This window comes from Pseudomonas sp. NPDC079086 (assembly GCF_044542155.1).
Taxonomy (GTDB): domain Bacteria; phylum Pseudomonadota; class Gammaproteobacteria; order Pseudomonadales; family Pseudomonadaceae; genus Aquipseudomonas.
On the sequence record NZ_JBITTY010000004.1, the window covers coordinates 27,632 to 45,476 of the forward strand.

Sequence of the window (17,845 nt, forward strand, 5' to 3'; positions counted from 1 at the left end):
GTTTGTAGCGCCCAATAAAAAGCCAGACCTGAGGTCTGGCTTTTTTCTGCCTGGCGCTGCGCCGTGTGTCAGCTATCCGGCAACTCATAGGCATAAATCTTTTCGGCCTGCATCTGGTAACCCGCTTCGGCCAGCTCGCTGCTGGTCTGCTCGACCTTGAGCGGGCCTTCGATCCAGAACGGTTGATACAGCGCATCGAGCAGCACGCCCAGCTCGCTGGTGACGTGAACGATCTGATTCGACGGCGGTGGCGGCACGTGGATGCACGCGCCGAAGTACGGCACCAGCAGGAATTCAGTCACCCGGCCTTCGTCGGTGACATCCAGCGGCACGATATAGCCCGGCAGTTTTACCGCTTGGCCATCCAGTGCCTGCACCACTGGGGCGGCCGGCGATTGCTGCTGGCTGGCTGGGCCGGATTCGGCCAGGGCGTCTGCCAGCTGCGACAGGTCGTGTATGGGCGCAGGTTCAGTGACTTGCGGCGGTGCATCAGCGGGGACCATTTCCGACCAGGTCAGCTCGCGCACCTCGGCAGCCGCCAGCGGCAGGGCCAGGGTGAACAGCAGGGTGGCGAGCAGGGAGCGGTGCATGCAGACAGCCTCATAAGCGGATCGATAAGCCATCGGCCAGGGATTGGCGATACGCACGCCAGGCCGGTACACAGCCCATCAACAGGGCGGCGCTCAGGATAGCGCCGAGCAGCGTCCACTCATAGCGGGTTGGCAGATTCAGCGGCAGGTACAGGCCGTAATTCGCCTGCACATAGCCCTGCGCGCCCGCGATACCCAAGTATAGCAACAGCAAACCGAGCAGCACGCCGGCCAGGGCCAGGGCAAAGGCTTCGACGATCAGCAGGCTGGCGATATGCCAAGGCCGCGCGCCGACCGAGCGCAGAATCGCCATCTCGCGGCGGCGTTCGTTGAGGCTGGTGAGAATCGCCGTAAGCATGCCGATCAGTCCGGTCAGCACCACGAACAGCGAGACCACGAACAGCGCTTTCTCGGCGGTACCCATCAGGCTCCACAGCTCCTGCAGGGCTACGCCGGGCAGGATCGCCAGCAGCGGTTCACCGCGAAATTCGTTGATCTCCCGTTGCAGGCTGAAGGTGGCGATCTTGCTTTTCAGGCCGAGCATGACGGCGGTGATCTGCTTGGGTTGCAGGTCCATGGCCCGCGCTTGTTCCGCGCTGACCTTGGCCGCACCGCGTGCGGGCATGCCGTTTTGCCAATCGACATGCAGGGCTTCCATGCCGGCCAGCGAGATATGCAAGGTGCGGTCTACTGGCGTGCCGGTGCGTTTGAGTATGCCGACCACCTTAAACGGTTTGTCGTCATGTTTGACCAGGCTGATGGTGGCCACACCGTGTGCCAGTACCAGCTCCTGATTGAGCTGGTAGTTGAGGGCCTTTGCCACTTCTGCACCGAGCACCACTTCAAACGGGTCGTCGGCAAAGGCGCGGCCACTGCTCAGTTGCAGCGGCTGGCTGCGGGCGTAGCGGTAGTGCTCGAAATACGCCGGGCTGGTGCCCATCACCCGGTAACCGCGGTGCGAGTCGCCGAGGGAGATCGGGATGGCCCACTTGACCTGACGATGGTCGGCGAAGTGCTCGAAGCTCTCCCAGCGAATATTGTTGGTGGCGTTACCGATGCGGAACACCGAGTACAACAGCAGGTTCACGCTGCCTGAGCGCGCACCGACAATCAGGTCAGTGCCGCTGATGGTGTTGGCAAAGCTGGCGCGGGCCTCGGTGCGCACCCGCTCGACCGCGAGCAACAAACACACAGAAAGCGCGATGGCGAACACCGTCAGCCAGGCGGTAAAGCGGCGGTTGCCCAGGCTGGCCAGGGCGAGACGCAGTAGGTACATCGTTAAATCTCCGCCAAACGGGTGGCTTTGTTCAGTTCGGCCAACGACAGGCAGCGGTCAAACAGCCGCGCCAGGCTTTGGTCGTGGCTGACAAATAGCAGGCTGGAGCCGGCCTCGCGGCACTCGGCGAACAGCAGCTCGAGAAAGGCTTCGCGGGCGTCGGCATCCAGTGCCGAGGTGGGCTCGTCGGCGATTACCAGCTCCGGTTGGCCAATCAGTGCGCGGGCGGCGGCGACGCGTTGTTGCTGGCCGATCGACAGGTCACCGGCGCGGCGTTGCAGCAGTTCTGGCTGGTGCAAACCGAGGTGGGCGAGCAGCGCGTTGGTGGCCTTGGTCACGCTGCCATGGCGCTGTATCGCGCGGCTGGCGCGCAGCTTGGAGAAGTGGCAGGGCAGCTCGACGTTCTCGCGCACTGAGAGAAACGGCAGCAGGTTGAACTGCTGGAAGATATAGCCGGTGTGATCGACGCGAAAGCGGTCGCGGGCGCCGGCGGAGAGCTTGCTCAAGTCTTGATCGAGCAGCTGGATGCTGCCGCGGTTGGGTTTCTGCACGCCGCCGAGCAGGCCTAGCAAGGTGGTCTTGCCGCTGCCGCTGGGGCCTTTGAGAAACAGGCTTTCGCCGCGTTGCAGGGTGAAGCTGTCGATGTCCAGCAGCTCGGGCTGGCCGGGCCAGGCAAAGCCGAGGTTGGATAGGTGGATCAGGGCTGCGCTCATAAAGTAAGCGGCCGGGTTACCCCGGCCGTTCTGCTGCAAAAAGGGGTGGTTAGAAACTCAGGGCCGGCTGCGCGGGTGTCAGCTCCATGCCCTGCTGGCCATTCGGGCCGATCAGTTGTACCTGAATTTTCTCAGTGGCGGGGAAGTGCTTGAAGAGCTCGCCCAGGTCAAGTTGTTTCAATTCTTCAGGCTTCTGGCAGTCGAGGCTGTAGTGTGCGTGGACATCGCTGTGTTCGCTGTCATGGGACTCTTCGTGTTTGTGTTCTTCGTGCTTATGTTCAGCAAATAGTGGGCTTTCCAGCTCTTGCTTGCTGACGTTGCAGTCACCAGCGGCCAGGCCGAAGAGTGTCTGCGGCTGTTCCAGCTGGCTGCGGGCGGCGGCGACCTTGGCTTTGTCGGCATCGCTCTTGGCGGCGTGTTCGAAACCCACCAGGTTCATGGCCGGGCTTTCCAGCTGCAACTCCAGCACCTTGCCGTCCAGCGCTACGTTGAGTTGTGCGGCGCCGTGCTCGTGGGCCTCCAGGCTGCCGTGTTCGGCGTGATCATGTGCGTGCTCATGTTCATGGCTATGCGCGGCAACGCCGGTGGCAAGGGGCAGCAGGGCAAACGGCAAGGCAAGTAGCAGGCGGCGCATGTTGATCTCCGGTCAGAAATAATTACTTGTTACGTTATAACAACTTTTTACTGGGTATGGCTAGCCTTCCTTGGCGGCCCGTTGCGGACGTGGGAGCATGGCGGTTGATCAGTTGAGGGCAGAATGATGGTGCGAATTCGTGGGCAGATCGGCGCCTGGCCGGTGGACCTGACGGTTGAGTTGGATGCGCAGGACTGGGCGCAGCTGGCCCAGCACGTGACCCTTGAAACAGCCGTTGCGCCGGCTCTTGCGGCCGCGCCGGTGGCCAATGATGCGCTGTGGCAGACCACCCTGGAGCTGCTGCGCCAGGCCGGACAAGTCGACGGGCCGCAATTGCTCGGGCAATTGGCCGGGCTGGCGGGCGGGGAGGCTGCGGGCAAGCGCCTGCTGGTGCGTCTGCGCCATTGTGCAAAGGTGCGCGTGGAAACCGGCGCCGATGCGCCGATTTATCACTGGGTGGGCTAGTTCACGTCGACGCGTGTGATCAGTAAATCGCTTGATACAGCTTGCGCCGATAAGCGGTGACCAGCGGGTGGTCATTGCCGAGCAGGTCAAAGACTTGCAGCAGGGTCTTGTGCGGTAGGCCGTCGGCGTAGCTGCGGTTGCGGATAAACAGCTTGAGCAGGGCGTCCAGCGCTGGTTCGTAATGCTGGCGTGCCAGTTGCTGGATCGCTAGCTGGTAGCTTGCTTCATCGTCGTCGGCATTCTGCGCCAGGCGGGTTTTCAGGCTGGCGACATCGGGCAGCTCGCCGGCCTGGCGCAGGAATGTCAGCTGCGCGCGGGCGCCGGCCAGAGCCTGTTTATGTTCATCGCCTTTGACCGCGCCGAGCACCGCCTCGGCTTCGCCCAACTCGCCACGCTCAGCCAGGCAGCGTGCGTAGAGAATCAGCGCGGCGGCGTGCTCGTTGTTTTCCGTCAGCAGTGCCTTGAGTACGGCTTCTGCGTCGGCAAAGCGGCCTTCGCTGAACAGTGCCTGCGCCGCTTCCATCGGGTCGGCCGCTGCAGGCGCTGGCTCGGCGACGTGGGGTTTGAGCATCTCGCGGATCGCCGACTCCGGCTGCGCGCCGGCGAAGCCGTCTACCGGCTGACCATCCTTGAACAGCACCACGGTGGGCAGGCTGCGGATGCCGAAACGGGCAACGATGTCCTGCTCAATATCGCAGTTGACCTTGGCCAACAGCAGCTCGCCGTTGTATTCCTCGGTGATCTTCGCCAGCAGCGGCATCAGCGCTTTGCACGGCGCGCACCATTCGGCCCAGAAATCCACCAGTACCGGCTTCTGAAAGGAGTTCTCGATCACCAGCTGTTCGAAGCTGGCGCTGCCTGCGATATCAAAAATATAAGGGGAGTCGCTCATGGTCGGTCTCGGCTGGGCGCATGTGGTGATGGGCTGGAATGCGATGAACTATAAATGTGGACGTAGCGTGCTGGATACAAGGGGTGGTCAAGTGCGCTCGGCGTGGTACAGGCTGACATGGCGAAACTCCGCTGGCTCGGCCAGGTCCGGCCAGGTGCAGGCTTCGAGTACGCCGAGTCGCTGGTACAGCGGGTGCTGGAAGTCGCGTACTCGCGAGTCGGCCACCAGCGCTTGGCGGCCACGGCTGAGGAATTGGTCGAGCAGCGGCAGGTTAGCGCGGTCGTAGAGCACGTCGGCGACGATAATCAGGTCGAAACGGTCAGCCTCGGCGAAGAAGTCCGCGGAATAACTCAGCACCACATCATTCAGTGCCGCGTTGGCCTGGCAGGACGCAATCGCCAGCGGGTCGAGGTCGCAAGCCACCACTTCCAGCGCACCGGCCTTGGCCGCAGCAATCGCCGCCACGCCGGAGCCTGCGCCGAAATCCAGCACGCGTTTGCCGCGCACCCACTCGGGGTGCTCGGCCAGCCAGCGCGCCAGCACCAGGCCGCTGGCCCAGCAGAAACACCAGTAGGGCGGTTCTTCGAGGATCAGGCGGGTCTCTTCCGGGCTAAAATAGCGGTCCATGTTCGCCGGGTCGATCAGCCAAAGCTTGATCTCGGTGCCGGGCAAGGTTTGCGCGCTTAGCTGGGCATCACCCAGCAGTTCGCTGAGCGCTGCCTGCAAGGCGGCGGGTGCTGTCATGGCGCCGGTACCAAGCGCAATTCACCAAGGGCCTGGGTGTCACCGCGGGCAATCGATTGTTCGGGCAGGCGCAGAATCAGCCGGCCGGCCTGATTGGCGCGGCCGTGCAGCTCGATGCGACTGTGTTTGTTAAAAGTTTCCGGGTTGAACGGCAGGCGAAATGCCAACGGCTTGCCGGTGCCGCGCAGCTGGATATTGCCCAGCAGCGCCTGCGGTCGGCCGCGCTGATCGACCGCCAGCAGGGCCAGCTCGACATCCGCCTCGTTGGGTACATTCAACAAGCTGCCCCTCAACTCGCGCTGGTAGGCCGGCAAAGGCGCAGCTTCTGCCGGTGCTGGCGTCGGCGATGTTGCTGCGGGTTTGGCGGGCGGCGAACTGTCGCTGGCGCAGGCCGCCAGCAGGGCGATCAGGCTCAGTAGAATCAGCGGTTGCAATGGCTTGGGGGCTTTCATCGAGGGTATCAACTCCGCTGGTTTGCGTGGGCGCCTGTATACCGCAAACCCCTCAGCTTGTCTTGCCTGCGGGATGCGCTACCATGGCTAACTTCGTTCTAAGGCTGCCCTTATTTATGCACTGTCCCTTCTGCGGTGCCAATGACACCAAAGTGATCGACTCGCGCCTGGTTGCCGAGGGTGAGCAGGTGCGTCGTCGGCGTGAATGCCTGGCCTGTGAAGAGCGCTTCACCACCTTCGAGACCGCCGAGCTGGTGATGCCACGCCTGATCAAGCAGGACGGCAGCCGCCAGCCCTTTGATGAGGACAAGCTACGCGCCGGCATGCAGCGTGCACTGGAGAAGCGCCCGGTGAGTATCGAACGCTTGGAAGCGGCCATCGCCCATATCAAGCACAAGCTACGCGCCACCGGTGAGCGTGAGATCAAGTCATTGGTCCTCGGTGAGCTGGTCATGGGGGAGCTGCAGAAGCTCGATGAAGTGGCCTATATCCGCTTCGCCTCGGTGTACAAACGCTTTCAAGACCTCAACGAGTTCCGCGAGGAAATCGACCGCTTGTCCCGCGAACCAGTCAAAGGCTGACGATGAATTCAGATCACGCCTTTATGGCTCGCGCGCTGGAACTGGCCCGTAAAGGCTTGTACTCCACCCACCCCAATCCGCGCGTTGGCTGCGTGATTGTTCGCGATGGCCGCATCATCGGCGAAGGCTGGCATGCCCGCGCCGGCGAGCCGCACGCCGAAGTGCACGCGTTGCGTCAGGCCGGCGAAAAGGCCCGTGGTGCAACCGCCTACGTCACCCTGGAACCCTGCAGCCACCACGGGCGTACGCCGCCGTGCGCCGATGCGCTGATCAATGCCGGGATCACTCGCGTCGTAGCTGCCATGCAAGACCCCAATCCGCAGGTCGGCGGTGATGGCCTGCTGCGGCTGATGCACGCGGGTATCGCGGTACAGAGCGGCGTGCTTGAAGTTGAGGCGCGGGCGCTGAATGCCGGCTTTATCAAACGAATGGAACAAGGCCTGCCGTTTGTGCGGGTCAAGCTGGCGATGAGCCTAGATGGGCGTACCGCCATGGCTAGCGGCGAAAGCCAGTGGATTACCGGGCCGGCCGCGCGCGCCGCAGTGCAGCGGTTGCGTGCGCGCTCCAGCGTGGTATTGACCGGTGCCGATACGGTGCTGGCCGATGATGCGCGCTTGACCGTGCGCCCTGATGAGTTGGGCCTGGGAGCGGAACTAAGTGCCTTGGCCCAAGCACGGCCACCATTGCGTGTGTTGGTTGATGGACGTTTGCGCGTGCCGCTTAGCGTACCGTTCTTCCAGGCCGGTGCTGCCATGGTGGCGACCTGCGCCGCCGCTTCGGCGCGTGATCGCTATCTGGACGATGGACACGAACTATTGGCCGTGCCTGGCAGCAACGGGCATGTTGACCTGCGCCGGTTGCTGGTCGAGCTGGCCAGCCGTGGTGCTAACGAAGTGCTGGTAGAGGCCGGTCCGCGTCTGGCCGGGGCGTTTGCTCGCCTGGGTCTGGTGGATGAGTACCAGCTGTTTGTGGCGCCCAAGCTGCTGGGTTCCAGTGCTCGGCCGCTGCTCGACCTGCCGTTGGCGCGGATGGCTGATGCGCCAGCGCTGAAAATTGTCGAGATGCGTGCAGTGGGTGATGACTGGCGGATCATCGCGGTGCCACAGCCGGCTGCTTGATGGTTGCTTATTCCTGCTGTCGTTTGGCCATGCAGGGCGTAGGCGATTTGTGGTAAAACGCGTCTCGGCTACGCAAGTGGCCGCAACGTTCTCAGGGCGGGGTGTAATTCCCCACCGGCGGTAATGGCTGCAAAGCCTAGCCCGCGAGCGCTTGTCAGGTGGTGTAACCCGCCGAGCAAGGTCAGCAGACCCGGTGTGATTCCGGGGCCGACGGTTAAAGTCCGGATAAAGAGAGAGCGGGATTGCCTATCAGGGCACGCGAAGGCGTGCTCACGAAATCCCTATCGATCAAACACGCCCTGTTTTTTATAAAACAGGAGTTGGTCTAGATGTCTGATTTTTATTCTGTGTTCCAGGCTTCTGGCGTTGTTCGCCAGCGTTCTGCCGTGAGCGCGATGCAGGGGGTGGCATGTTTACCGGCATAATCGAAGCCATTGGCAGCATCCGCGCACTAACGCCCAAGGGCGGTGACGTACGGGTGTATGTGGAGACTGGCAAGCTCGACCTTGCTGACGTCAAACTCGGTGACAGCATTGCGGTTAACGGCGTGTGCCTGACTGCTGTGGAGCTGCCGGGTGATGGTTTCTGGGCTGATGTCAGCCGCGAAACCCTGGCGCATACCGCCTTTATCAGCTTGAAAGCCGGCAGCAAGGTCAATCTGGAGAAGGCGCTGACGCCTACCAGTCGCCTCGGTGGTCACCTGGTCAGCGGCCATGTGGATGGCGTCGGTGAAGTCATCGCGCGCGCCGATAACGCCCGCGCCGTGCAGTTCACCATTCGCGCGCCGCGCGAACTGGCCAAATACATCGCCCACAAGGGCTCGATCACTGTCGATGGCACCAGCCTGACCGTCAATGCGGTCAACGGCGCCGAATTCGAGCTGACCATCGTGCCGCATACCCTGGCCGAAACCATCATGGTCGACTATCGCCCTGGCAGTCAGATCAACCTCGAAGTGGATCTGCTAGCCCGTTACCTGGAGCGTCTGCTGCTCGGTGACAAGGCCGCCGAGTCGAAAAGCTCGGGCATGACCGAAAGTTTTCTCGCCGAACACGGCTACCTGAACAAATAAGGAATCGCCAGCATGGCTCTTAACAGTATTGAAGAACTGGTCGAAGACATCCGCGCCGGCAAGATGGTCATCCTGATGGATGACGAAGACCGCGAGAACGAAGGCGATCTGATCATCGCGTCCGAGTGTGTGACCGCCGAACATATCAACTTTATGGCGCGCTTCGCCCGTGGCCTGATCTGCATGCCGATGACCCGCGAGCGCTGCGAAACCCTCAAGCTGCCGCTTATGGCGCCGCGTAACGGTTCCGGTTTCGGCACCAAGTTCACCGTGTCCATCGAAGCGGCAGAAGGGGTGACTACTGGTATCTCTGCTGCCGACCGCGCGCGCACCGTGCAGGCCGCTGCAGCGAAAAACGCCAAGGCCGACGACATCGTCAGCCCAGGCCATATCTTCCCGCTGATGGCTCAGCCAGGCGGCGTACTGGCGCGGGCCGGCCACACCGAAGCGGCCTGCGACCTGGCGCGCATGGGCGGTTTTGAACCGAGTGGGGTGATCTGCGAAATCATGAACGACGACGGCACTATGTCGCGTCGTCCTGAGCTGGAAGTTTTTGCCGCCGAACACGGCATCAAGATCGGCACGATTGCCGATCTGATTCACTACCGTTTGATGCATGAACGTACGGTTGAGCGTGCCAGCGAGCAGGTGCTCGACACCGAGCTGGGCCAGTTCAACCTGGTGACCTACCGTGATGGTGTAGAGGACACCGCGCACATGGCCCTGACTCTGGGCACGGTGTGTGCGGAAGAGCCGACTCTGGTGCGCGTGCACAACATGGACCCGCTGCGCGACCTGTTTCTGGTCAACCAACCGGGTCGTTGGAGCCTGCGTGCGGCTATGGCCGAGGTGGCAAAGGCCGGTAGCGGCGTGGTGCTGCTGCTGGGTAATCCGCTGACCGGGCCTGAGCTGCTGGCGCTGCTGGATCGTCAACAACCGGCCAACCCGACCACCTACAGCACTGTAGGTGCTGGCTCGCAGATTCTGCGCGACCTCGGCGTGCGCAAGATGCGTCTTATGAGTTCGCCGATGAAGTTCAATGCAATATCCGGTTTCGACCTGGAAGTTGTAGAATACTTGCCCGCTGAATAACGACCGCCGCGCTACGCGCTGTTTCGTCGGGCTATCCATTTTTTGTCCCCTGGCTCTTTAACGCTATATGAGAATTGTTTTATGACCCTGAAGACCATCGAAGGTACTTTCATCGCCCCCAAAGGCAGCTTTGCACTGGTCGTCGGCCGCTTTAACAGCTTCGTTGTCGAAAGCCTGGTAAGCGGCGCCGTTGATGCCCTGGTTCGCCACGGCGTAAGCGAAAGCAACATCACCATCATCCGCGCGCCGGGTGCCTTCGAGATTCCGCTGGTCGCGCAGAAAGTCGCCCAGCGTGGCGATTTCGACGCCATCATCGCTCTCGGTGCGGTGATCCGTGGCGGTACTCCGCACTTCGAGTACGTGGCTGGCGAATGCACCAAGGGCTTGGCCCAGGTGTCCATGGAGTTCGGCGTACCAGTTGCATTCGGCGTGCTGACTGTCGATTCCATTGAGCAAGCCATTGAGCGTTCCGGCACCAAGGCCGGCAACAAGGGCGCGGAAGCTGCATTGTCCGCCCTGGAAATGGTCAGCCTGCTGGCGCAGTTGGAGGCCAAGTGAGCCAGAGCGACGGTAACGGGCAGCAGCCACAAGCGCCGAAAAAAGGTCCCAGCAGCAAGACCCTCGCGCGCCGTCAGGCGCGTACGCTGGCCATGCAGGCGTTGTACTCCTGGCACATGGCTGGGCAGTCGCTGAACGAGATCGAAGCGCAGTTCCGCGTCGATAACGACTTCACTGCAGTTGACGGTGCCTACTTCCACGAGATTCTGCATGGTGTACCGCGGCAGAAAACCGAGATCGATGGTGCCTTTGAGTCCCTGCTGGATCGCCCACTGGATGAAATCGATCCGGTTGAATTGTCGATTCTGCGTCTGTCGACCTACGAGCTGAAGAACCGCGTGGATATTCCCTATCGCGTGGTGATCAACGAAGGCATCGAGCTGGCCAAGGTGTTTGGCGCAACTGACGGGCACAAGTTCGTCAACGGCGTGCTGGACAAGCTGGCACCGCGCTTGCGTGCGGACGAAGTTCGCGCCAACAAGCGTTAAGCCTGTTTTGGGTGAGTTCGAGCTGATCCGTCATTACTTCGCCGCTGCGTCCTGTGCGCAGGCTGGCGAAGGCGTGGCATTGGGCATTGGCGACGACTGTGCCCTGCTGCAAGTGCCGGCTGGCGAGCAGCTGGCAATTTCTACCGACACCCTGGTTGCCGGGGTGCATTTTCCCGAGTCGCCTGACCCGTTTCTGCTGGCGCAACGTGCGCTCGGCGTTTCGGTCAGCGATCTGGCCGCCATGGGCGCCGCACCTGTCGGCTTTACCCTGGCTTTGACCCTACCCTGTGCCGAACCGGATTGGTTGCAGGACTTTGCCCGCGGCCTGGATCAGATGGCGCAACACTGCGCGATTCGTCTGGTCGGCGGTGATACCACCCGTGGTCCCCTGAGCCTCACCCTGACTGTGTTCGGCCGTGTGCCGATTGGTATGGCGCTGACCCGCAAGGGCGCGCAGGTCGGTGATCTGCTCTGCGTCGGCGGTGAGTTAGGTGATGCCGCCGGCGCTTTGCCGTTGGTGCTGGGGCAACGCCAAGCCGATCCGGCAGTGGTCGAGCCGTTGCTGGCGCGCTACTGGTCGCCCGTGCCGCAGCTCGATCTGGGCGTTGCGTTGCGTGGCAAGGCCACGGCTGCACTGGATATCTCCGATGGCTTACTGGCCGATTGCGGGCATATCGCCGCAGCATCTGGCGTGGCGCTGCTGATTGAGCAGGCACAGGTGCCGCTGTCTGTAGCCTTGCTGGCATTTGCCGGGGAGTCGGCAGCGCGTCAGTGTGCATTAAGCGGTGGCGATGATTACCGCCTGGCGTTCACCCTGCCGGCAGCCTATCTGGCGGATTTGCAGCAAGCAGGTTGGCCTGTGCGCGTTATTGGTCGTGTGGTGGCCGGTGAGGGCGTTACTCTGCTCGACTCGCAAGGTCAGCCCGTTCAGCTGCCACGCAGCGGCTATCAACATTTTGGAAGTACCAGTGACTGATCATCCCAAGCAAGTCCCCGCCGAGTTCGTGCCGCCTTCTGTATGGCGCAACCCCTGGCACTTTCTGGCCTTCGGCTTCGGCTCCGGCACTTTGCCAAAAGCCCCAGGTACCTGGGGCTCGCTGGTGGCGCTGCCGTTTATTCCGCTATTTCAGATGCTGCCGGACTGGGGCTACTGGCTGATGCTCGGCATCACCATGCTGTTTGGCTTCTGGTTGTGCGGCAAGGTGGCCGATGACCTGCGGGTGCACGACCATGAAGGCATCGTCTGGGACGAAATGGTCGGCATGTGGATTACCCTCTGGCTGGTGCCTGACGGCTGGGGCTGGCTGCTGCTAGGCTTCCTATTGTTCCGTGTGTTCGACATCCTCAAGCCCTGGCCGATTCGCTGGATTGATCGGCATGTGCATGGCGGTGTCGGCATCATGCTCGATGACGTGCTCGCCGGTGTGTTCGCCTGGATGGCTCTGCAACTGGTCATCTGGGGTTGGGCCAATGGGCTGGCTGCGGCGCTAGGCTGGTAATCAGAAAGGGATCGCTAATGGGCCGCTGCTGTCGGTGGTTGCTGTGGTTGGTCATCAGCGTTGCCAGCGGGCTGGTGTGTGCCGCTGAGCTGACGCAGATTCGTATTGCCAGCGAAGTGTGGGAAGGGCATACCCATGCTGATGGCAGCGGCATGGCCTGGGAGATCTTTCGTGCGGTATTCGAGCCAGCCGGCGTGCAGTTGGATATCCATAGCGTGCCTTACACCCGCTCCATTGGCTTAGTGCAGCGCGGTGCTGCCGATGCCTGGGCAGGCTCTTACCTAAATGAAGTCGCGCAGGGCGTGTTCTATCCGCGTTGGTATTACGATACCGACCAGATTGCCGCGCTCGGCTTGCGGGATAAACCCATCCCCACCCAGGAGTCCCTCGGCGAGTCTCGGCTGGTATGGATGCGTGGCTATGAATACCAGCGTTATTTGCCAAATTTGCGCCAGTACCGCGAAGTGCTCCGCCGTAGCGGTATCCTCGGCATGCTGGGCGTGGGTCATGTGGATTTTTATCTTGATGCCCTGACCGAAGTTGAGGATGTGCTGAGCACCGCCAGTCAGCCTGATCGCTACCGTGTTACCCCGCTGACCAAGCTGCCGGTCTACCTAGGGTTTGCCGATACCCCGCGTGGTCGAACGCTGGCTGAGCTGTTCGATAAGCGCATGGATAGCCTGGTGGCGGATGGCAGCCTGCGCCCGATTTTTCAGCGCTGGCAGCAACCTTACCCGTTTGACTAACCTGTGCGAGACGTTCCATGTACGCCTTGAAAGTACTGTTGTTAAGCCTGCCGCTGTTACTTGGTAATGGGGTGATGGCGGCCACCCAGGTGCGGGTTGTCGGCCTGTTCCCTGGTGCGGCGGTGTTGAATGTCGATGGTCAACGTAAACTGGTCAAAGTCGGCCAAATCGGCCCAGGCGGGGTTGTGGTGGTCAGTGCCGACAGCCGTGGAGCGGTGTTGCGTGTCGATGGCGTTGAGCGCAGTTACAGCCTGAGTCGTGAGTACAGTGAAGGTTTTGCCGAAGCGCAGAAGAAGCGGCTCAGTGTGGCCAAAGGTATTGGCGGCCATTACTGGGTTACAGGCTCAGTAAATAGTCATTCGGTACAGTTTCTGGTGGATACAGGGGCTAGCTCTATTGCTTTGAATGATGGTCATGCGCGGCGTTTAGGCATTGATTATCGGGCCGTAGGTTCGCCGTTGCAGGTCAGCACCGCTAGCGGTACGACACGCGGTTGGCGCGTGACGTTGGACCGAGTGAAGATCGGTGAACTAGAGGTTCTGGGTGTCGAGGCCGTAGTGCTGGAAGGCGGTTCGCCTACCGAGGCCTTGCTCGGCATGAGCTTTCTTAGCCGAGTAGGCTGGAAGGTCGAGCAGGATGTGCTGGTGTTGGAGTCCAAATACTAGCGGCTTGGTAACCTCGCGTTGCCTCGATCCTTATCATCAGTAATTCAGGCTAAGCGGCTGTCGGGGCCTGCTGTTACAATGCCTACCTGATTTCCCTGCCCATTTCTTTAGGAGCATCCGGTGTCCGTCGTGTTTGTCGCCGCCTCCCAACTGCCTACGCCCTTTGGTGTATTCACCATGCATGGCTTCCTTGAGCAAGCCACTGGCAAGGAACATGTTGCCCTGACTTTTGGCGATGTGGCCGATGGCGCGCCCGTGCTGGGCCGTTTGCACTCTGAATGCCTGACCGGCGATGCGTTGTTCAGCCTGCGTTGCGACTGCGGTTTCCAGCTTGAAGCGGCGCTGCGCGCGATTGCCAATGAGGGCCGTGGCGTGTTGCTTTACCTGCGCCAGGAAGGTCGTGGCATCGGCTTGCTGAACAAGATCCGCGCCTATGAGTTGCAGGATGGCGGCGCCGATACCGTTGAGGCCAACGAACGCCTGGGCTTTGGCGCCGATCAGCGTGACTACGCGATCTGCTTGCCGATGCTTGACCACCTGGGTGTCAGCCAACTTAAGCTGATGACCAATAACCCGCGCAAGGTCAAGGCGCTGGGCGATATGGGCATCAAGGTGGCGACCCGTGTGCCGCTGCAGATCGATCACAACCCGCATAACAAAAAATACCTCGCGACCAAGGCCGGCAAGCTCGGGCATATGCTCGGCAGTCTGCACCAGGGCGAGGTTGAGGAAAGCCTGTGACGCGCGGTCAAGTGCGTCGTCGACTGGCGCTGGAGTGGTGGCGTCAGCTGGCTGTGACCCTGGCCCCTTTGTTTGTGCTCAACCTGCTGTTTGGTGCCGAGCAGAAAACCGGCCTGCTGACCATGCCACTGTTTATCGCCGGGCTGGCCTCGATGTTTGTCAGCCTGCCGCTGTTCAGCGCCTACAAACGTGCACTGGTGGCTACCGAAAAAGCCCTTGATACCGCAGATGAGCACGATGCCTGGCTGGAGTTGGCGCGTGTGCGTCGCCTGGCCTTTCTCGGTGCAGCGTTGCCGGCCTGGATTGCCGCCGTCGCGGTATTCGCCGGCCTGGAGGCGATTCCGCTGATTCTCCTGGCGATTTCCAGCATCGTTCTGTTGTACCTCTACCGCATTCCTCGCCAACTCGGCTGATGCGCGCCATCACCCTCTGCCTGCTGTTGTTGCTGGCATTGCCTGCCGCTGCGGTCGAGCGGGTGGTGACTCTGGCACCTTCCCTGACTGAAATCATGCTGGAATTGGACGCCGGCAATCTGCTGGTCGGCTTGCTCGATGGCGGTGAGCGTCCGGCAGCTGTGGCCCAACTACCCTCTGTTGGCCGGTATGGCCAGCTTGAGCTGGAAAGCTTGCTCGAACTGCAGCCCGATCTGGTGCTGCTCTGGCCTGACAGCATCAGCCGTGCGCAACGTCAGCAGCTGCAACGTATGGGTATTCCCCTGCTGGTTGTTGAGCCACGCAAGCTGGCTGACCTGGCTGAGAACTTCATCGAAATCGGCACGCGTGTCGGCCGTGCCGATCAGGGCCAGCAACTGCGTCAGCAATTCAATAGCGGGCTGGCCGCGCTGCGTCAGCGCTATCAGCGTGAACAGCCATTGCGCCTGTTCTATCAGGTCTGGGATACGCCGCTGTACACCATCGGCGGCCAGCAGATTATCAGCGACGCCCTGAGTATCTGCGGTGCCGAGAATATCTTTGCCGAGCTCACCTTGCCTGCGCCGCAGGTCAGCGTCGAGGCGGTGTTGCAAGCGAACCCCGAGGTGATCCTGGCTGGCACGCAGGAGCAGTTGGATGCCTGGCGCATCTGGCCTGGCGTGGTCGCAGTCGAGCGTAAGCAACTGTGGCGGGTACCGGATGCAGGCCTGGAGCGGCCGAGCTTTCAGATGCTGGCGGCGGTGGAGCGGTTATGTGAGGTGTTGAGCCGCGCTCACTAAGAAAACCCCCGCGCTATGGCGGGGTTCTGTCTTGGGGTCAGTCTATTGAGCGTTTGGTTGATGGCTCAAAGCTGAGGTGTCCAGGTCACAGCAAACAACGCGGTGCGGCCTTCATTGTTGTAGCCGAAGCGTCCGTTAGTTGTGCTGTAAGTCGCCTCGGCATAATCCTTATCGAACAGGTTGTTCAGTTTCAGGTCGAAGGCCACTTCCTCGGTAGCCTGCCATTTTCCGCGCAGGCTAAGCAGGCCGTAACCGCTCAGCTCACGGGTGTTGTCGGCATCGTCATAGCGGCCACTGACCGCGCGCCAACTGGCTCCTACTGCAAACTCACCGAAGGGGCGATCCAAGTCCAGGCTCAGCGTGCGCTTGGCGCGGCGTGCGAGGGTGTGGCCAGTGTCGCGATCCCGTGGATCGATCAGTGCGAGTGCGAGGTTGCCCTGCCAGCCATACAGCTCCTGTTTTATGGCTGCCTCGAAGCCATTGATGCGAGCGGTCTGCACGTTCTGCGGAATAAAGTTCTGGTCGAGAACAATCGCGTCCTGCAGGTCGATACGATACAGCGATAGTTCCAGCGCGCCGCTTTCGCTGTAGCGGCTGCGCCACTGGGCTTCGTAGCTTTTCGACGTTTCTGGCTTTAGGTCGGGGTTAGCGCTTGCTGAGCAAAAGCCGCCGAAACAGAAGTCGGGGTAGTACAGGTCGTTGAAGGTCGGTGCGCGAAAGCCTTCGCTGTAGGACAGAATCAAATCGTTGTCGTTGTTGAATGGCACAGTCAACGCGGCGTTCCAGCTGTTCTCGCTGCCGAACTGCTGGTTTTTGTCATGGCGCAGACCCAGTTCGGTCGAGAAGTATTCGGCGTTGTAGCGGTGCTGAATAAATGCCGCCTGATTCCAGCGCGAGTCCTCGACAAAGTCCGTGTTACTACGCAGACGATCTTCATACCAGTCGGCGCCCAGCAGCACTTGGTGTCGCTCGTTGAGAGTCAGGGTGTTTACCCAATTGGCCGAGTCGCGATAGGTGTTGAAGCTGTAGAACGAGTCAGCGCTGGCCTGAGGCTGGTCGTTACCGGTGTCGCGCTTATCTTCGCTGTGGCCAATTTCCAGGCGGCTATTCCAGACTTCGCTGAAGTTGGCATCGATGTAGCTGGACAGGCTGCTGAGCTGGAAGTCTGTGCTGGGCAGTGAGGTGCTGAAGATGTCTTCGAACTCGGCCTGGCCGCGTTGGTCGATGGCGCTGAAGCCGATTTTCAGATCGTCATTGAATCGGTGCGAGAGGTTCAGGCTCAGCGATTTATTGCGGTAGGCATCGTTATCGCCGTTGGCGCCGAAGTTATCGCGTGTGGCATCAATCCCTTGGGTTTCATCGAGAGCCGCTCCCAGGCTGAAGCGGGTTTGCGCGTCACCGCCGGACACGCCAAGGCTACGCTCGAAGGTCTGATTGCTGCCGGCGCCAAAGCGCACATAGGGCTTGAGTCCATCACCGCTGCCTTGACGGGTGAAAATCTGCACGACGCCACCGATGGCATCCGAGCCATACAGCGCCGAGCGTGCGCCGCGTACGACTTCAACGCGTTCGATCTGCTCCGGGCTGAGAAATTCCAGGCTGCTGGTGCCGCTGGACGCGGCAGAGATGCGTTGGCCGTCTACCAAAACCAGGGTTTGCGCAGTTGAGGTGCCACGCACGAATAGGCCGGTCTGGCTGCCCGCGCCGCCGGTACGGCTGACGCTGACGCCGGGCACCCGCTCAAGCAGCTCTGCCACGCTGCGCACTTGCAGGCGTTCGATGTCCTTGCGGGTAAATACCGTGGTTGCGGCGGTCGCCTGCTTGATCGGTTCGGCATGTCGCCCGGAGGTCACAACCAGTGGCTGCACTTCGAGTGGGTCAGCATGGGCAGTCAGCGGCAGCAGCGCCACAGCCAGGGCAAGGCGGGACAATTTCACGTAGAGAATCCTCAAAAGGTCGAACGGCTTTTGAGAAGGGCAGGTGCAAGAACGGGCGCGCGGACGCAGCCTGAGCTTGACGGTGATGCCCTCCGCAACACCAGTCACATCCAGCAAGGCCGGTCTCCGGACTCTCGACTAGCGCGGCCTCGCCTTCCCGGAATGACCCAGTGGCGCGTGAGGCGGCGTACAGATCCTGATCTGTGGTCGATTACCGTTGCGGGGGCAGTACCGGGTTGGCTCTTCATGAGCGCACCGGCTTCCCGTTTAACGCCGCTTCTTTCGGAAGTGGCGAACCTTGGCAGAAGTAAAACGCCGCGCACCTTAATGCGCGGTTGGATGAATTACAAGCAAGTCTGACTCAGCTCTGGA

At 61.3% G+C, this 17,845-nt stretch carries 22 protein-coding genes and 2 riboswitches; of the genes, 14 read left to right on the forward strand and 8 right to left on the reverse strand.

The features are described from left to right. Positions 1-68: 68 nt before the first annotated feature. The 4 genes from ACIGEK_RS18170 to ACIGEK_RS18185 are packed head-to-tail and all read right to left on the reverse strand — an operon-like array spanning position 69 to position 3,213. A complete protein-coding gene (locus ACIGEK_RS18170; RefSeq protein WP_397494664.1) occupies positions 69-590 on the reverse strand; it encodes a DUF3299 domain-containing protein in 522 nt (173 codons plus the stop codon). Between the two features lie 10 nt (positions 591-600). Next, entirely contained in the window at positions 601-1,866 is a 1,266-nt protein-coding gene (locus ACIGEK_RS18175) for an ABC transporter permease (protein WP_397494665.1), read from the reverse strand. Positions 1,867-1,868: 2 nt separating this feature from the next. Continuing rightward, the gene (locus ACIGEK_RS18180; protein ID WP_397494666.1) at positions 1,869-2,579 is read right to left on the reverse strand and encodes an ABC transporter ATP-binding protein; all 711 of its coding nucleotides are present in this window, start codon (positions 2,577-2,579) and stop codon (positions 1,869-1,871) included. Between the two features lie 49 nt (positions 2,580-2,628). Beyond that, entirely contained in the window at positions 2,629-3,213 is a 585-nt protein-coding gene (locus tag ACIGEK_RS18185) for a DUF2796 domain-containing protein (protein ID WP_397494667.1), read from the reverse strand. Between the two features lie 126 nt (positions 3,214-3,339). On the opposite strand from ACIGEK_RS18185, the gene ACIGEK_RS18190 reads away from it, so the two are divergent. After that, on the forward strand, positions 3,340-3,678 hold the full coding sequence (locus ACIGEK_RS18190; RefSeq protein ID WP_397494892.1) for a hypothetical protein: 339 nt from the start codon (positions 3,340-3,342) through the stop codon (positions 3,676-3,678). A 19-nt stretch (positions 3,679-3,697) separates the two neighbouring features. On the opposite strand, the gene trxA is transcribed toward ACIGEK_RS18190, so the two are convergent. The 3 genes from trxA to ACIGEK_RS18205 form a co-directional block, all read right to left on the reverse strand. After that, positions 3,698-4,570 carry a thioredoxin gene (gene trxA / locus ACIGEK_RS18195; protein WP_397494668.1) on the reverse strand — a complete coding sequence of 291 codons (873 nt, stop codon included), beginning with the start codon at positions 4,568-4,570 and terminating at the stop codon, positions 3,698-3,700. Positions 4,571-4,657: 87 nt separating this feature from the next. After that, complete coding sequence (locus ACIGEK_RS18200) at positions 4,658-5,314, reverse strand: class I SAM-dependent methyltransferase (protein ID WP_397494669.1); 657 nt, start codon at positions 5,312-5,314, stop codon at positions 4,658-4,660. Beyond that, positions 5,311-5,766 carry a YbaY family lipoprotein gene (locus ACIGEK_RS18205; RefSeq protein ID WP_397494670.1) on the reverse strand — a complete coding sequence of 152 codons (456 nt, stop codon included), beginning with the start codon at positions 5,764-5,766 and terminating at the stop codon, positions 5,311-5,313. The genes ACIGEK_RS18200 and ACIGEK_RS18205 overlap by 4 nt, the downstream gene beginning before the upstream one ends. A gap of 116 nt (positions 5,767-5,882) precedes the next feature. Here ACIGEK_RS18205 and nrdR point away from each other — a divergent pair, with 116 nt between their 5' ends. From nrdR to ACIGEK_RS18270, 13 genes are all read left to right on the forward strand, one after another. After that, positions 5,883-6,347: a transcriptional regulator NrdR gene (gene nrdR / locus ACIGEK_RS18210; protein ID WP_160016202.1), complete on the forward strand. Its 465-nt coding sequence runs from the start codon at positions 5,883-5,885 to the stop codon at positions 6,345-6,347. A gap of 2 nt (positions 6,348-6,349) precedes the next feature. Then, entirely contained in the window at positions 6,350-7,465 is a 1,116-nt protein-coding gene (ribD, locus tag ACIGEK_RS18215; protein ID WP_397494671.1) for a bifunctional diaminohydroxyphosphoribosylaminopyrimidine deaminase/5-amino-6-(5-phosphoribosylamino)uracil reductase RibD, read from the forward strand. An 83-nt stretch (positions 7,466-7,548) separates the two neighbouring features. After that, positions 7,549-7,707: riboswitch (FMN riboswitch) on the forward strand. 167 nt (positions 7,708-7,874) lie between these two features. Further along, on the forward strand, positions 7,875-8,537 hold the full coding sequence (locus tag ACIGEK_RS18220; protein ID WP_397494672.1) for a riboflavin synthase: 663 nt from the start codon (positions 7,875-7,877) through the stop codon (positions 8,535-8,537). A gap of 12 nt (positions 8,538-8,549) precedes the next feature. Beyond that, a complete protein-coding gene (gene ribBA / locus ACIGEK_RS18225; protein ID WP_397494673.1) occupies positions 8,550-9,629 on the forward strand; it encodes a bifunctional 3,4-dihydroxy-2-butanone-4-phosphate synthase/GTP cyclohydrolase II in 1,080 nt (359 codons plus the stop codon). An 81-nt stretch (positions 9,630-9,710) separates the two neighbouring features. Then, complete coding sequence (gene ribE / locus ACIGEK_RS18230; RefSeq protein WP_397494674.1) at positions 9,711-10,187, forward strand: 6,7-dimethyl-8-ribityllumazine synthase; 477 nt, start codon at positions 9,711-9,713, stop codon at positions 10,185-10,187. Further along, positions 10,184-10,675: a transcription antitermination factor NusB gene (nusB, locus tag ACIGEK_RS18235; protein ID WP_397494675.1), complete on the forward strand. Its 492-nt coding sequence runs from the start codon at positions 10,184-10,186 to the stop codon at positions 10,673-10,675. The genes ribE and nusB overlap by 4 nt, the downstream gene beginning before the upstream one ends. Before the next feature lie 7 nt (positions 10,676-10,682). Then, complete coding sequence (gene thiL, locus ACIGEK_RS18240; RefSeq protein WP_397494676.1) at positions 10,683-11,651, forward strand: thiamine-phosphate kinase; 969 nt, start codon at positions 10,683-10,685, stop codon at positions 11,649-11,651. After that, entirely contained in the window at positions 11,644-12,174 is a 531-nt protein-coding gene (locus ACIGEK_RS18245; RefSeq protein WP_397494677.1) for a phosphatidylglycerophosphatase A, read from the forward strand. The genes thiL and ACIGEK_RS18245 overlap by 8 nt, the downstream gene beginning before the upstream one ends. 17 nt (positions 12,175-12,191) lie before the next feature. Continuing rightward, positions 12,192-12,920: a substrate-binding periplasmic protein gene (locus tag ACIGEK_RS18250; protein WP_397494678.1), complete on the forward strand. Its 729-nt coding sequence runs from the start codon at positions 12,192-12,194 to the stop codon at positions 12,918-12,920. Between the two features lie 17 nt (positions 12,921-12,937). After that, positions 12,938-13,585, forward strand: a complete 648-nt coding sequence (locus tag ACIGEK_RS18255) for a TIGR02281 family clan AA aspartic protease (RefSeq protein WP_397494679.1) — start codon at positions 12,938-12,940, stop codon at positions 13,583-13,585. 120 nt (positions 13,586-13,705) lie between these two features. Next, positions 13,706-14,326, forward strand: a complete 621-nt coding sequence (ribA, locus tag ACIGEK_RS18260) for a GTP cyclohydrolase II (protein WP_397494680.1) — start codon at positions 13,706-13,708, stop codon at positions 14,324-14,326. Next, on the forward strand, positions 14,323-14,739 hold the full coding sequence (locus ACIGEK_RS18265) for an MFS transporter (RefSeq protein WP_397494681.1): 417 nt from the start codon (positions 14,323-14,325) through the stop codon (positions 14,737-14,739). The genes ribA and ACIGEK_RS18265 overlap by 4 nt, the downstream gene beginning before the upstream one ends. Continuing rightward, entirely contained in the window at positions 14,739-15,536 is a 798-nt protein-coding gene (locus ACIGEK_RS18270) for a cobalamin-binding protein (protein WP_397494682.1), read from the forward strand. The genes ACIGEK_RS18265 and ACIGEK_RS18270 overlap by 1 nt, the downstream gene beginning before the upstream one ends. A gap of 65 nt (positions 15,537-15,601) precedes the next feature. Here ACIGEK_RS18270 and ACIGEK_RS18275 read toward each other — a convergent pair whose 3' ends face one another. Beyond that, positions 15,602-17,473 (reverse strand): TonB-dependent receptor domain-containing protein, encoded by a 1,872-nt coding sequence (locus tag ACIGEK_RS18275; protein ID WP_397494683.1) that lies wholly within the window; start codon positions 17,471-17,473, stop codon positions 15,602-15,604. A 99-nt stretch (positions 17,474-17,572) separates the two neighbouring features. Continuing rightward, a riboswitch (cobalamin riboswitch) is annotated at positions 17,573-17,789 on the reverse strand. Positions 17,790-17,845 lie beyond the last annotated feature (56 nt).